General features: G+C 64.4%; 1 protein-coding gene (running past one end of the window). It reads left to right on the forward strand.

All coding sequences use genetic code 11. The annotated features are described in order from the left end of the window. Nucleotides 1-17630, forward strand: partial view of an LEPR-XLL domain-containing protein gene (locus JQ616_RS22245; protein ID WP_212018054.1) — the 5' portion only. The gene runs 12829 nt beyond the window's last position; 17630 of the gene's 30459 nt are visible here — the first part of the coding sequence; its start codon is at nucleotides 1-3; the stop codon falls past the right edge of the window.

Here is a 17630-nt window from a genome sequence, read left to right on the forward strand (position 1 = left end):
ATGGGCATTCATTGGCGCTGGAACAAGGAAGCTTTTAAGCGCTCCGCGTTCGAATCGCTCCTTGACAAGGTCGTCCGCGAAATCTTCCCGGCACGCGCCATAAAACGGCGCCGCGCGGGAAGCGCGGTGCGTCCCGCGGCCAAAGCAAAACGTCAGAGCTTCACACTGGAGCCGATCGAGCCGCGCCTGCTGCTGTCGGCCGATCTGTCCTACGGCAGCTCCGGCTCAAGCGAATTCTGGGTGAAGGCGGTCGACAGCACGCATGTGCAGCTGTTCAACGATGCGACGCTGACCGACGCGAGCCATCAGGTGACGTCCGCCCAGCTGCTGAGCGGCGGCCAGCTGACGATCGAGCGCGGCACGCTGCTTGGCGTCAACCTCGGCGACCTCAAGAGCGACACGATCCATATCGACGCTGACACGTTCTCGACCCTTGACGCCAGCGCGACCGGCATAGCCAACAAGAACCTGCTCGACATTACTTTCGACGGCGGCGACCAGCGCGCTTTCCAGGACCATATCAAGCTGGACAAGGATGCCAGCCTGCAGTTCGGCCTGTCGGTCACCAGCAACTCGGAGATCACTGCCACCAACAGTCTCACCGTTGCCGGCGATCTGACGCTCAAGTCCGACCAGATCGGACTGACCGGCGCGCTTCCCGGTGCCGGCTTCATCCCGGGCTTCTCGCAAGCGGCCGTGGCGATCGGCAATGCCGGAATCACCCTGGACGCCGCCAACTTCCTGGCGACGGGCGGCAACGTCACGCTGGAGGCGCACTCCAACTTCAATATCAGCACCGGCGGCGCGGACGATGCCAGCGGCATCGGTCAGTTCAGCCTCAACGATCAGTCGATTCTCAACGCCAATATGGGCACCAGCAACCTGTCGAACGTTTCGCTGGTCCTGAGCTTCAGCAGCGTCAAGGTCGATATCGGCGACGGCTCGACGGTCAAGACCCAAGGCAGCGGCGATATCAGCATCAATGCGCTGGTCGACGACGCCGGCGGCGGCATCATCGGTACGGCGAAGAACAACAGTTCGGTCAACTTCGCGGTCACCGTCGGCAGCGCCGACCCCGAGGTGCTGATCCACGGCGGTTCGCAGGTCACCTCGGCCGGCAAGATCGACGCTCGCGCCACGTCGGACATCAGCACGTTGAAGACCGAGGTCGTCGGTCCCGACTCCGGCGACGACAACAGCAACTCCAAGCTGGACGGTGCGGTGGCCGTGACGGTGTTCGAGAGCAAGGCCGTGGCCGCCGTGTTCGATTCGGCCCAGCTCAGCGCTATCGATGCGACGACCGTCACGGCGAGCAGCAGGGTCATCGGCGACACCAAGGCAGACGCGACGGGTGTGACGGCCGGCGCCGCGGTCGCGGTTTCCGTCCTGTACGGTGACACGACGGCATCGGTCGACGGGGCATCCGTCGACGGCAGTTCCGTTACCGTCAGCGCGGCTTCGGACCGCGAGTTCAGTACCGCATCGACGTCGTCCACGGATGGCTCGTCGCAACATGACGGGGCCAGTGCCGACAATCCGAGCGAGAACGTGCTGTCGACCAACAAGGCGACGACGGCCGACAATACATCCACCGGAGCGGCGGGCACCGAGAGCAACATTACGTTCGCCGGCGCGGTCTCGGTCGGCGTCGACCTCGGGGCGACGTCGGCGTTCATCAACAATGCCACGATCGGCCATGCCGGCACCGGTGCGGTTACGGTGCTGGTCGACCCGATCGACATTATTTCGGTCACCGCCGACGGCTCCAACACGGGTACCGGAAACAACGGGGTCGGTGTCGCCGTCGCCATCGACACCGCCACCCGCGACAATCTTGCGTTTGTCGGCGGCGTCACGACGATCGCTACGGACGCGCTCAGCATCCAGGTCCAGCCGTCGACTGCAAGCAGCTTCGATGCCGAGGCGACCTCGGGCGCCGGCGATCCAACCAAGGTCGGTGTGGCCGGCTCATTGGCCGTCAACGTGATCCTGACGACCAACGAGGCCTATATCGATACCGGCTCGTCGCTGACGCTGCTCGGCAGCCCGGACGTCCTGATCGAAGCCGATTCAAACATCACGATCACGACCAAGGCGCTACCGGGAGGAGAGGGCGGCAGCGACGCGACGAAGTTCGGCATCGGCATCTCGATTGCGGTCGGATACGGCCAGGACGAGACCGCGGCGTTCCTTGGCAACAATGCCGGCGTCAGCGGCGCGAAGGGGGTGAGCCTTCTTGCCGACTCGGACCACAAAATGGACACCGAGGCAACCGGCGGCGGTCAGGGCCAGACGGCGATTACGCCGATCATTGCGATTTCGGTCGCCGACAACGACACGCACGCGACCCTTGGCACCGGCTCGCTGCTCACGGTCGGAGTCGATGGCTTCAGCGCATCCTCGACGCTGACAGATACGGTGCAGACGATCGCCACCGGCGACACGAAGTCCAGCAAGACCGGGGTCGGAATCTCGATCTCGCTGTCGATCGTCAACGACAGCTCGCTGTCGACCACGAACCGCGACATCGCCTCGAGCGGCATCGCCGCGTTCATGTCGAGCGCGATTTCACTCAGCGAAAGCATCTCCAGGGCCAGCTCGAAGGGCGGCGAGGACGATGATGCTTCGAAGGGCGAGGATAGCGACAACAGCAGCGTCGACGGCAAGACCGATGCACAAAAGAGCTTTGCCAACAATGAGAAGGCGAGCGGCGGGCAGACGTTCAGCTTTACTGCGGGCAACGTCAATACGACCGCCGATACGATCCAGCTCGGATCGGGCCTCAACACCGGCGACGAGGTGAAATTCCATATTCTCGATGCGACCTCCGGCGAGGGCTTGCTCAACAACCAGAACTATTATGTGCGTGATGTCGGCGGCGGCAATTACAAGTTCTACCATTCGGCCGATGACGCGAAAAACGACAAGAATGCCGTCAACTTGATCGGTTCGCCCAACGGCAGCCAGGAGTTTGTTTCGGTCGCGCCGACGCCGTCCCGCGACACCACCACCGAGGGCACCGATCCGAACAAGACCCAGAGCGACAAGCGGCCGTCCGCGTCGACGTCCAGCGGGTCGGTCAGCGTTGCCGGCGCAGTTGCCATCAATATCGAGAACGGCAAATCGATCGCGTCGATTCCGAGCGGGCGGCACGTCACGGCGACAGGCCTCGTCTCGACGCTGTCGATTGCCAATATCGACAGCCACGCAATCGCCAATGGCGTCGCCACCGCGAGCGGCGGCACCGGCGTTGGCGCGGCGGTGCCGATTAATGTCAGCAACATCACCAATCTCGGCTACATCGGGAGCGGCGCCGTGGTCAGCGGTGGCGGCATCAGTGCCGGGGCCGTCATGGCGGACCGCGAAATCGCGGCGCCGGCTATCGCGCCTAACGTCGTCACCCAAGACGGCGTCGATGACAGCGTCTTCAAGGAGGATTCGATCTTCGTCGGTCTCGATTCCGGCCTGAAGAACGGCGACGAGGTGCTGTACACCCCGAAGGGTTCTTCGATCCAGGGGTTAAGCTTTGGTGATAGCTACTACGTCAACGTCGCCGAGGACGGCACGATCCGCCTCTATGGTGACGGCACGGGCAATGGCAATGGGCTATCGGACGCCAAGGCCGGCAACGACAACTACGTCAAGCTCAAATCCACCGGAGGTGGCTCTGAGCACGATTTCTTCAAGTATGTCGACCTCCCCGGCGGTGCAGGTACCGCCCCGAATCTGCTCAGCCCGATCAAGTTCAACCCGCAAGGCACGGTCACGCTGTTCAATGCCGGCGACGACAGCGAGCTGCGTACCGGCGATCAGGTTGCTTACGACGCGGTGGGTGGCACGGCGGTCGGCGGGCTGACACAGAAAACCCAAACCTATTACGTCATCGATCTGACCGAGGGACATTACCAGCTGGCCGCGTCACGTGACGATGCGATTGCGGGCACGGCGATCGGCTTGACTGGCACCGGGAATGACAGCCAGGTCCTGCACGACACGACGCATTCGAGCCTCGCCGACGCTGCGTCCGGCGCTGGCGATGGCAAGATCGGCGTCGCCGGCTCCGTGGCCATCAACGTCGTCAACAACGATAGCGAAGCGGTGCTCGGCCGCGGTGGCGCCGCGACGCTGACGGTCACCGGTGGCGGAGATGTCTCGGTCGTTGCCGTGAGCGATGAAGCGAATATTGCGATTGCCAGGCCGTCCGACGGCGACGTCAGCGGCACGAATGTCGGCGTGGGCGCGTCTGTGGCGGTCAACGTCATTGGTCCCGACAGCAATCACAACCTGATCGAGGCCGCGATCACGGACGGCACCACAATCAGCGGCACGATCGGCGCGTTGACGGTATCGGCAACCTTGGGCGACGCATCCTACACCCACGGTGAGAATGGCGCCGAATCGTCTTCAGGCGTGGCGGTCGGCATCAGCGCCGCCGTTGCCGTCATCGACGACACCGCCAGCGCCTATGTTGGAACGGATGCGGTCAACGGCACCGGGATCTCCGGCACCGGCGATGTCACGATCACCTCGTCTGTGACGGCGGACGATTTGACCGAAACCGACGCGAAGGCGGCAGGCAAGAGCGTGGGCGTCGGCGCCTCCGTGTCGGTTGCCGTGGTTGACGTCGAGAACAGCGCCGAGGTGGCGCGCGGTATCTCTACGACGCTCGGCGGTTTCACGCTGCAGGCGACCGCGGCAGTATCGAGCGTGGCGGAGGCGGTAGCCACCGTCAGCGGTGCGTCCAGCGACAAATCGGACGACAACGATACAACCAAATCGTCCAAGACGTCTGACGATCAGGCCAACAAGCAGCTGAGCGGCAACGCCGGCAATGCCGGAAGCAGCACCACATCGTTGAGCGGCGCATCGGGTGGCAGCACCGCGACGAGCGAGTCGAGCAGCGGCGAGAGCAAGAGTTCCGGTGAGGGCGGCAAGAGCTCGAGCGGTGTCGGCGTGGCCGCGGCGGTCGCGGTCAACGTGCTCACGTCGAACAACACTGCCAAGATCACCCATGGAGGCAACATCAGCGCGAATGCCGCGCTCAAGGTGTCGGCGCAAGCGGAAGTGGATTCCGTTGCCAAGGCCGTTGGTGCGTCGATCGCGATGAACAACAGCACCAATGTAGGTGCTGCGGTTGGCCTCAACGTGGTAAATGCGACCAACAAGGCCCAAGTCACCGGTGCGTCCAAGATCTCCGGTAACGGCATCACCATCGAGGCGGTCGTTCCGACGGGCAAGGCCGACGATTTCATCGCCTGGGGTGCCGCGGCGGCCGCAAGCGGCGACAACGGCAAAGCCTCGGTCGCCGGGTCGATCGGCATCAACGTGATCCATCAATTCGAAACGGAGGCCTCGACGGCCGCCGGGTCGCATCTGGAGTCTGGCGCAGACACCAGCGTGACCGCCACGGCGAACTTTGATTTGCAGACCGTCGCGGCGGCTGCGGCGTTCTCCGAGGGCGGCAGCGGATTCGGCGCGACCATCAACGTCGCGGTGATGAACGACGTCTCGACGAAGGCATTCATCGCCGGCGATGCCGATGAAGCCGGCGCGCTGACGGTCGATGCGGAAAGTGCCCTCAACCCGACGCCCATCGCCATTCCGCACGTCCCGGCCGGCGCCGATCTGACCCTGACCTCGGTCGCCGTGGCGGGCTCGGCCAGCGGCGGCAACGCCGCGGCCAGCGGCTCGTTTATCGTCAATGTTCTCGATATCACCGTCGACGCGCATATCGACACCGGGAGCCAAATCAACAAGGGCGACCTCTACACCTCAAGCGCAGGCCAGACCATCACGGTCAAGGCGGTCAACGAGACCGAGATTCGCAGCGTTGCCGGCGCGCTTGGCGTCACGACCGGCTCGACCGGGATCGGTATCGGTCTCGATGTTGAGATTCTGACCAAGCATACCTTCGCCTATATCGGCAGCCAGGCCATGGTGCAGGCCGGCGGCGCTGTCAGTGTGACGGCGACCTCGACAGAGACGATGCTGTCGATCGCGGGAACCGTCGGGGTGGGCGATGATATTGGCCTGACCGCCTCGGTGGCGATCGCCGACATTCATGGAGACACTGAAGCCTATATCGACGGCGGTGCCCACGTGGACTCCGACGCCGGTGTGACGGTCGACGCCTCCAGCAGTTTCACCACGACCATGATCGCTGGTTCTGTCGGCGCCGGCGGTGATGCCGGCATCGGCGTGGCGAACACGACCTTGGTGCACTCGGATACGGTGCTGTCGTATGTCGGCTCGTCCGCCGAGGTGAGTGCCGGCGGCGATGTTGATATCACGGCCTCGGCAGGTGAGGACATCATCACGATTGCGGCCGGTATCGCGGTTGGCGGCGATGCCGGGGTCGCCGGCTCGGCGGCGGTCAACGTGCTCGACGAGACGACCACGGCCTATGTCGGCCCGGGCGCGACCGTCACCACGAGCGTCGGCAGCGGCGGCAGTCTGAACGTCAGCGCGAGCGATCCGACCTCGATCGTGTCGGTGGCCGGTTCGCTCGGCATTTCGGGCGGCGTTGCGGCTGGTGTTGGCGCCGATGTCGGCGACATGACCAAGCACACCTATGCCTATATCGACTCGGGCGTGACTGCGACCATCGACGGGAACATCACCGTCGACGCCGAATCGAGCGAAAGCCTGATTTCGGTGGCCGCCGGCATCGGCGTGGGTGATGTGGGAGTCGCTGCCGACGCGGGCGTCCACGTGTTCGATCTGCATACCCGCGCCTTCATCGGCGACGATCCGGACAACGCGTCCGGCTTCGGACCGGGGGACGTGCATGCGACCGGGAGCATCTCGGTTGCGGCCAACGATGCCTCGGACATCAATGAGGTCGTCGGCGTGCTGGCGGCCGGGTCGGTGGGCGTGGCCGCAGGCGTCGGCGTCGACGTCTTCACCAAGGATACCGAGGCCTTCATCGGCGTCGGTGCCAACGTCACTGCCGACGGATTTGGCACCGGCCTGTCGGTGAATACTGGCAGGTTCGATCCCCAATTCGACACCAACGCGGCGACCTTCGACCCGCAGGGCGGGTCGGCCGGCGTCAAATCGGGTGACGCCTCCACCTTCAACGACGCGACCAGCAGCGATCCCAATGTCAGGGCGAATCTGAAATCGCAAGGGCAGGTCAATACGCCGCAACTCGGCGACATGGACCTGAACAACAATAACAGCAAGACGCAGATGAAATCCGAGGATCCGTCGCTGAGCGGCAGACGGTCTGCACCGGTCCACCTGGCGCCGGGCTTCCACGGTCTCGCCGTCGCGGCGACCAACACGGACGCGATCCGAACCTTCACCATCGCATTTGCGGCCGGTTCCGTGGGCGTTGGCGTGTCCGCCGGCGTCGACGTCGTTCACGCCACCACGAAGGCCTATATCAGCGACAACGCGACCATCAACACCGACACGCCGAATGCGGGGCTCGGACCCAGAGCCCAATCCGTGCTGGTTGGCGCCGGCGACGATTTCTACCACCTCGCGATCGGCGTCGGCGTCGGCGTCGGCGGCGTGGGCGTGGCGCCGAACGTCGGCGTCAATGTCGTCGGTGATCCCGCATCGAATCCATCGCCTTCATCTACGGAAGCCTTCATCGGCAAGTCGGCTATCGTCAACGCACTCAACGATGTGGTCGTCGAGGCTACCGCATCGGAAGACACGGTCCTGGTCGGTATCGCTGTGGGAGGCGGTGGGGTCGGCGTCGGCGCCAACGTCGGCGTGATGGTCATCAACGATATCACCAAGGCGTTCATCAATGATGGCGCGCATGTTACCGCCCACGGCGACGTGTTCGTTTCGGCCGTCGACGACAGCCATGTCTTCATCTTGTCCGGAGCGCTTGGCGTCGGCGGATCGGCCGGTATCGGCGCTGCGGTCGGCGTGCTGGTGTTCGACAAGGACACGCAAGCTTTCATCGGTAACGGCGCGCACGTGGATGCGTTCGGCGGCGGCGGAGAAAATGGCGTGCTCACGGGCGACATCACGTCCGGAAGCTTCGACAAGGCGACCAAGAGCGGGGTCATCGTTCAAGCAGAGTCGAGTGAAAATGTCCTGCACATCGTGGCTGCGGGCGGCGGCGGCTTCGTCGGCGTGTCCGGCGCCGTCGGCGTCACGTTGATGAATACAGACACCGATGCGATCATTGGCCAGAATGCCGTCATCAACGGCGACCAGGTGGATGCGCATCCGGGCCAGAACGTCTACGTCAACGCTGCCGATGCGGTGTCGGTACAAACCTTCGTCATCGGCGTCGCGGCCGGATTTGCCGGAATTTCCGGTGCAATCGACGTCGGCACGTTGAATGCGAATGTCAGGGCGGATGTCGAGCCCAACGCGGATGTTCACGCCAGTGGCGACATCCATGTCGATGCCCTCAGCCTGAAGAACTTCAGCGGGTTCGACGCCAGCGGCGCGTTTGGTGCGGTCGGAGTCGGCGGGACGGTGAGCGTCTGGTCGATCGGCACGCAGATTCAGAAGACCACGACCGACAATACCGGCACGCAGACCAAGAGTGCGCTGGATGGCGGCGGCAACTCCGCGGATACTTACGCGACCGGTCAGGTCGACAGCGGCACCGGGCTGGCGACCGGAAGCAGCGGCAAGGGCGGCGGGTTCGGCAATTTCTCGTCGGATGCGACGGGCAACCCGAACACCAATACCAACCGCGTGCATCAGGGCACCCAAAAAGCGCTGGCCGACCTGGGCAGCAGCGTGCCCACGGGGAGCGCCATCTCGGGCGAGGAAGACGCTGCTCCGCAGCCGAAGAATCAGAATCCCGCGGCAGTGCCGCTGGGAACGACGGCGGTGGTGGAAGGCGGCGCAAACTTGACGGCCGGCGGCGCGATCGGCGTCACCGCGAATGAATCCGACACCATTACCGTAGCCGCCGGCCAGATCGCAGCCGGCATCGTCGGCGCCGGGGCGTCCGTCGCCTTGCTGTCGGTCTCCGATAATGTCGCCGCCTTTGCCAACGGAAACCTCAGTGCGAGCGGCAACATCGATGTCAACGCCTTCCTCAATGAAGGTCTGAACCTGACCGCCATCGACGGCTCGGTGGGCTTCGTCGGGATCGGCGCCGCGGTCGTCGTGATCAATGACAACAGCCTGACCCAGGCGAGCCTCGGCAACGTCACTCAGGCGGGCGACGTGACGGTCAATGCCAGCGATACGCGTAACATACAGCAGCTCACGGGTGAGGTTGCCGCCGGCGGCGTGGCCGCAGGCGTGTCCTTTACTAACCTCAACGTCAGCGGCGGGGCGAATGCGATCGTCGCCAACAACGCCCAGATCGGCCAGTCGGCTGGGAAGACGGTCCATTCGTTGAAATTGACATCGAGTTCGACGGACACCGCGGAAACCAAGACTGTCGCCGTCTCGGCGGGCATCGGCGCGTTCAGCATCAATTTCGCCGAGGACACCATGTCGCCGTCGGTCGATGCCCAGATCGGTGACGGTGCGACCATCAAGACGACCGGCGACGTTACGATCGATGCCGCCGCGGTCGAAAAGCTCGACACGAACATTCTGGGCGTGGCCGCCGGCGGTCTCGCGGTCGGCGCCTCGATCGCCAAGGCGGACGTCGAGCCGCATGTGACCGCCAGCATCGGCAACGGCACGACGGCAGCCAACAACATCTCCGTTACTGCGTCGACCAATCAAGGTGTCGATCCGCATGGCGGTTTTGGCGCCAATGCGGATGGCTCGTCATCGGCGGGCGCTGTGGTTGCGGTGGCCGGCGCCTCGACGACCGCCATCATGAGCCCGGTGATCGAGTCGGCGATCAAGGGCCGGGTGAACGCCTCCGGCAGCGTGCAGGTCAGGGCGATCGGCAACAATCGTGCCGCCGCGACGTCGCACGGCATCGGCGGCGGGCTGGTCGGCGTCGGCGCGAGCATTTCGGAGGCCGATATCAAGGGCTCGACCACAGCGCATCTGGATGGCGAGGTCCGCGACGATACGGGTGGCCCCGGTGCGGTCAACTTGACCATTGAGGCGCTCGATACCGACACGGCGAGCGCGTACTCGCAGGCGGTAGGCGGCGGTCTCATCGCCGGCACGGATAACAGCGCCACGGTCACCATGACGCCGACCGTGCACGGATACATCTCCAGCAACGGTCTGATCAGCACGAGCGGCAACATCAATGTGACCGCAACCGAGAACCCCGAGGGTGATGCCGTCACCAAGGGTGTCACGGGCGGCCTGATCGGCGTCGGCGCATCGAGCGGCACCACCACGATCAACCCTGACGTGCTGGCCTACATCTCCGCCGGGACCGTGCACGCCGGCACGCTCGGCACAAACCAGATCAACGTGAAGGCGACCGCGGCGCCGCCGAACGTCAACGTGCCGACCTACACGATCACATCGATCGATTCGGCCAACGACACGCTGCATGTGGCAGGCAACGGCCTGAGCACCGGCGACGTCATCACCTACGACAACGAAGGTCACACGCTGATCGGAGCCACGGCGACCGGGACGGGCACGGGCAGCCTGGAGACCTCCTACACCGATCCGACCACGATCGACAACAAGACCGGCAATCCGTCGATCGTCATCCGCCCGTACAACGTCATCAGCATCGGCGTCGACGACCTGGCGCTCGGATCGATCTTCGACGGCGCCGCCGTCAACGCGAATACCGACACGATCACATTCCAGACGCCACACAATTTCCAGAGCGGCGACGCGGTAGTTTACGAACCGGGCGCCGGCTCGCCGGTCATCGGCGGTCTCACGGCCGGCACCACGTATTACGTGCGCGTGCTCGACGGCTTCCGTATCAAGCTCGAGACGACGCAGGACCGCGCTCTCCATCCAGAGAATTACCTGACGACGTTCGATCCCTCGCTAATCACCGGCGGCAACACCATCAATGTCGCCAACAACTTCACGGATAAGGAAGCGGTCACCTACGAAGCGCCGCCGGCCGAGTCGTTCAGCGGCAAGCAGGTCGACAGCGGCACGAGCACGATCAAATTCCTCAACGACAACGGATCGCCACTGAACCCGTTCACCAATGGCGAGGTCGTCAGCTATGACAACAGTTCGTCGACCACGACGGGCGTGATTTTCGACAACTCGACCACGCTCAACGTCACCTTCAACCAGACTGCGACGCTCGGCGTCACGTTCGGTAACGACGGTACGCACGACACGATCTCGCGCACCGATGGCAAGAACTGGGTCGATTTCGGCTTCATCCCGGGCGAGCAGATCACCATCACCGGCGCCGGCAACAACAACGGCACCTATACGATTGCCGACAACGGCGTCACCAATTCGACATTGCAGCTGACCAGCAACGGCACGTTCGCGCACAAAGTTATTGCGGCGTTCACGTTCAGCAACAACGGCACCAACGACACGATCCAGCGGAACGACGGCGGCAACTGGCAGACCGGCGGCTATCAGCCTGGCCAGATCATTACGGTCGCCGGAAGCGGCAACGACGACGGGACCTACACCATCGCCGCCGGCGGCGTCGGTAGCTCCACGCTAGTCCTGACATCGAACGGCTCCTTCGCCCACGCCAACACCGCCCAGCTCAGCCTGGGCAACAGCGGCGCCCACGATACGATCACGCGCGCGGATGGCGTGAATTGGCTAAATCTCGGCTATGCCGCCGGGCAACAGATTCATCTCGGCGGGGCGGGCCTCAACAACGGGACCTACACGATCGACGGGAGTTATACGGGCGGTGCGACGCTGGTGCTGACGAGCAACGGCGCCTTCGCGCAGACCGACGCGGTGAGCGTCACCTTCGGCAACAACGGGACCAACGACACCATCAAGCGCGCCGATGGGCTGGACTGGTCGACCCTCGGCTATGCCATCGGGCAGCAGATCGTCATCAGCGGCAACGGCGACAGCAACGGCACCTACACGATCGACGCCGGCTTCGCGGGCGGCGATACGCTGGTGCTGACGTCAAACGGCACGGTTGTTGCAGAAGGTCCCGAAACGAAGACTTTCGCAAAGCCCGACACGGTCAGTATCACCTCTGAAACCTTCGCGAACCCGGTAGCTGCGCCTCTCGTGGCGAAGTCGATCTCGGTGGTCTCGCAGCCGGCCGAGACCAAGACGATCGCCTTGGGCCTCGCCACGATCACCCGCACCGACGGCCTTAGCTGGCTCGGCGCAGGCTTCGCGGCAGGGCAGCAGATCCACATCTCCGGCGCGGGCAGCAACGACAATACCTACACCATCGCCGATCATGGTGTGACCGCGTCGACGATCGTGCTGACGGCATCGGCTGGCTCCGTGACGGCGGAGGGGCCGGAAACCAAGACGATCAACATCGTGAAGGACGCCAAGGGCAATCCGGTGCTCGACACGATCACGCGCACCGATGGCGGCAGCTGGCTGTCGGCCGGTTATGCGCCCGGTCAGCAGATAACGGTGTCAGGCGCCGGCAACAACAACGGCACGTACACGATTGCCGCGAACGGTGTCAGTGCTTCCACACTCGTGCTGACGGTGAGCGGATCGCTGATACCGGAAGGTCCTGATGTCAAGACCATCAGTTCGCAGGGCGCAGCGATCGGCGGCCTGGCCGCCGGCAGGGATTATGTGGTGGCCAACGTCAACACCGGCACCGGCACGTTGCAGCTGTTGTCGACCGAGGTGGTGGCGGTCAACTTTACCCGCCACGACGCCCAGAACGACAATGGCAACGATACGATCGATCGGACCGATGGCGGCAGCTGGATCAACGACGGCTTCTTCGCCGGCGAGACCATTTCGATCACCGACACCGCCGGCAACAACAGGAATTTCACGATCGCGGCCGGCGGGGTCGGGACGACATCCCTGACGCTGACGGTGAAGGATACCGTGACGGTCGAACACGATTCGGCAGCGAGGATCGACAACACCACGCCGATCACCTTGTCTCAGCCGGCGGCGGGCGGCAGCGTGACGCATACGCTCGTCAAGGCCGGGGACCTGCCGATCGGCGGCCTCACCAGCGGCCAGACCTATTACGTCATCAATCCCGGCAACAGCACGACCTCGTTCCAGCTGGCCCTGACGCCCGGCGGCGGCGCGATTGGCCTGACCGTGGCACCGGGAGCGTCGAACAACCACAGGATCGGGCCCGAAGGCATCGACCTCAATGCGTCCTCGGGATTGCAGGAACTGCGCATCGATATCACCGGTGGGCCCGGTGTGGACGGCCAGCAGCAGCTGCTCGGTCCGGGCGGCGTGCCGTTGAACGTTGTCTCGCCACCCTCCGGCGACGGCATCTCTTCGGCCGTCGGCAACGGATCCGGTGGCGGCTTCGTCGGCGTCAACACAAACCACGGAACGCTGACGGAGAATCCCACCGTCACCGCGTATGTCTCGGCCGGGATCGCCACCGCGGGCGGCGACGTTTCGATCATCGGCAGCTCGATCACCAACTCGACCGCCAGCGCCAAGAACGACACCGGCGGATTTGTGGGCGTCGGCGACTCCACGAGCGAGAACGACCAGGCCCCCACCACGATCGTCTACGTCGACTCCGGGACGCATATCGTAGCCGGCGGCAACTTCACGCTCACGGCGAATTCGCTGTCGCAGGCGACTGCCGCGACGCGATCGATCACCGGCGGCTTCGTCGGTGTGGCCAATGCCACGGCAAATTCGACTATCGATTACACGACAAGCGCGACCGTCAAGGCGAACGCCGACGTGCTGGCGGGCAACACGATCAATGTGGCCGCCGACACCAAGATCGGAGATCCGAACACCGGCAGCGGCCAGTCGACCAACGCCTATGCCAGCGGCATCGGCCTCGGCGGTGACGGGCATGCCCACGCCAACAACACGATCGGGCACGTCAACCCCGACAACTCGATCAGCCCCAGCCACACGACGGCCGACGTCGCCAATGCGGCCTCGCTGTCAGCGCGCGCCGTCCGGGTGGCGGCGACCGTGTCGCGGCTCAACTCCGTCGCGCACAGCGAAGGTTATGGCGCCGGATTCATCGCCATCGGCTCCGGCAACTCCAACATCAACAGCGTCACGGCGAATAAGGTGTCCTTGGACGATTCAGCCGCCGTGACCGGCTATGAAGGCGTCGATTTCATCGCCAACTACGATCACATCTACACCGAGGCGAATGCATTCGGGCGCGCCACCGGGCTGTTCGGCGACGTGCACGGCGATTCCTTCAACAACACACGTTTCGATTCGCAAATCTTCGGCGCGGAGGGCAGTCAGCCCGGCGTGACCGGAGCAATCGTCACGGCCGGGCCGCGCGACCCCAGCGACCCGCTGCTTCCGGGAGACGGCGGTTACACCGATCATCTGGCGTTCCGGGTCACCACCGCCAACGGCACCGACATCAAGGTCACCGCACCGCATGACAGCAGCAAACGGTCACTCGCGACCGGTGGCGACAGCGGACACGGCGGCCCGGACGACAACGGTGAGCGGCCGTCCATCGACAATGACTTGATCGATATCAGCTCCGACGTCGTGATCTTGTCCGGTCGCTCGCCGGAACTGACGGTCACCGACGACGGCGCCGGCGGCGTCACGGTAACCCGTGATGTGAACGTCCCCGTCACGATCGACGACGCCGACAAGAAGATCATCGTCGGCAATATCGTCAACAAGGATCCGGGGCAGGTGTTCTTCAGCACCGGCAAGGATACGACCGGCGCTCTGGCGGGGTCGATCAAGCACAGCGCAGGCACCGGCCTCTGGACATTCGTCGATACCTTCGACCACGTGCGCCTCCTGAATCTCTCGCAGTACACGCTGCAGGTCGGCGGCATCAGCGTCGTCAATACGACGGTCGAGCCCCTGGTCGACGTCCAGAACACCAGCTCGCTCGGGCTGAGCTTCAACATCAAGCGGACGGTGAAGCCGACGCTGGTCGATGTCGAGAGCTCCAGCGCCGCCGCCCCTGCGATCGTGCTCGACGGCCAGATCGAAAACCCGATCGGTACGACGCGCATCGTCAGCGTCCACGGCGACATCCGCTCGACCGCGAGCCGTACCGACGCGGACAACGATCCGAGCCACCCGAACACCACCGATCGTCTCGGGCAGCTGATCCGCACCAACATCCTCGATCTCGAGACGCCGGACGGGAATATCGGGCAGGATCCGGGCGACTTGTTCGGCCAGACACCGGTTGCCGTGAACCATCGCGTCAACGTCGATATGGTCGACAGCGCGAACGTGCCGGCGGCAACCGATTTCCTGTCGGCGCGCGTCAGCAGCGCCGATGGCTCGATCTATCTCGGTCTCAACCAGTTCTTCACCGGCGAACTGGTGCGATACAATACAGTAGGCGGCGCGACCGCGCTCAACGGACTGACCAGCGGCGATTACTATTACGTCATCGCGTCCGATCTGCAGCACATCCAGCTCGCCAGCGTCAGCGACCCGCACACCGCCCTGAAGATCAGCGCTGCCGGCGCGCTGACCGATACGCAGTCGTTGACCCCGGCGCAGCGCTTCGCCGTCGTGGCCGGCAACGCTGCGAACGGCAATGCCGGCGACGATTCCGCATATCTCGACGTCAAGGCGCGCTTCCGCGACAACAACACCAGCGTGTTCATCGACGCCGTCAACACCACCGGCGATGCCAACCTGAAGCTGTGGGGCAGCGTCAAGGAGACCGATGTCAGCGGCGTGGACGTCGGCAATGGAGGCGGCAAGATCGACGGCATCGACGTCGTCTATGCGGGCCACATTCCGCCGCCGCTCTCGAACGCCGAAGATCACTTCACGTTCTTCAACACGCCGGATACCACCGACGGCGGTCCGCTCGACGTCGGCATGTTCGCGCTTGCCAACGCGAACGCGACCCATATCGACAGCATCTACGTCGTCAAGGCGCTGACCCAGGACGGTCATCTCTACCGGCCGGGCATCTCCGCGGGCCACAACATCATCGTCACGGCGGCGGAGCCGACCGCGGGCAGCCCGAAACTGATCTATGTCGAAGCGATCACCGACCTGACCGGCGGACCTTACGATCCGGTGCCGGTACCGGCCGGCGGCGACCAGCATCACATCGACATCCTGACCAACGCCTCAATCACCGAGGCCGAAAAGACCGGCGATCTCCGCGTCGGCCGCATCATGTCGACCGGCAAGGATGCGTCGCTGCCGAACCTCGATCCGCTGCTGCCGACCGGCAATTACGTGACCCTGAAGTCGCCGGGACGAATCATCGACGCGGTCAATGACGGGCTCGGCGCGGATGCCGATGTCGGGGGCGTCAACATCACGCTGATCGCCGGCGATAACGAGATCACCGGCGATCCCGCTCAGGACAAGTCGGGCCAGGGCGGCATCGGGACGCCCGACAATTTCCTCGAGATCAACGTCAACGAATTGCACGGCGCGCCGCTCGGCGTGCTGACAGCCTTCGATACGGATTCCGGCAGCAACACGGACGGAATCTTTATCACCGACGTAGTGCGCGGGGCGGAAGCGAAGACGCTTCTCGGCGGCGTGGAACTGGTCAGCGACCTCGAGGTCGGCCTCGTCGAGACCACGGGCGACGTGTCGCTGGCAACCCAGAGCGGCTCGATTCTCGATGCGCGCGCGGGCGGCATCGGCGGCGATACCGCGAGCGTCGTCGGCAACACGATCGACCTGTTCGCCGACGGCGGCGACATTGGTAACAAGAACGGCGGCAACGATCTCGAGATCGACTCACAGGCCTATGTGGCTGGCGGCACGATCGGTGCGCGCGCGACCGGCGCCATCTTCCTGACCGAAAGCAACATCGTCGATCCGGCGCTGCGGGACGCCACGCCGCCCAATCCGGCGCTCAGCGCCAACGTCGTGCTGCTGCAAGCGCTGGGCCTGGGTCTCGGCGACGGCACCGCCAGCACGGGCGGGGTCGATCTGCGCTTCACCGTGCGGGAGACGCCGGCGCAGGGCGAAGATCTCAACCTGCTCGGGTCGGGCACGGTGCTGTTCCTCGAAAACGCACCAGAGTCGATCGGCCATGGCTTGATCAACACCCCGAACGGCTCGATCCTGCTGCGGGTCGCCGACGACGTCACGACCGCCGCGAACTCGCAGATCCTCGCGGCGAAGAACATCGACATCTACGGCGACTTCTTCCGCACCGGCGAGATATCGAGCGGCATCGCGGAATTCGATGCGACCGATCCCGGCGATGGCACCGTCATGCATTTGCGGGGCGTGATCGCCCATGGTGCGGTGACGTTCGCCGCCGACGGCACGCCGGCCGCCAATCTGACGCGTGTCTTCGGCAACACCGACAGCGACCAGATCTATTTCGACCAGACCTTCCTCGGCGGGCAGAGCGGCGACGCTGCATCGCAGATGCCGGGCACCCAGAGCCAGATCATCCATGACGGGCCCGGGCAAGGCTTCGGCACTGCCGCGGTGCTGTCGGTCAAGTATTCGAGCGGCATGACCCGGGTCTATGGCAGCAACCTGCCGACACCAGCCGGTCAGTTTGCCCCGCCGGCGATCTTGGTGGCGGCATCGGCTGCGAACAACTTCACGTTCACGCCGAACAGCAGCGGCGACACCATCGCGCGGTCGGACGGCAAGAACTGGAGCGACGACGGCTTCGCGGTCGGCGACGCCATTTCAATCATCGGTTCGCTGATCGACAGCACCGGTAATAACAGCCA

The sequence above is a fragment of the Bradyrhizobium tropiciagri genome, assembly GCF_018130545.1.
Taxonomy (GTDB): Bacteria; Pseudomonadota; Alphaproteobacteria; order Rhizobiales; family Xanthobacteraceae; genus Bradyrhizobium; species Bradyrhizobium tropiciagri_A.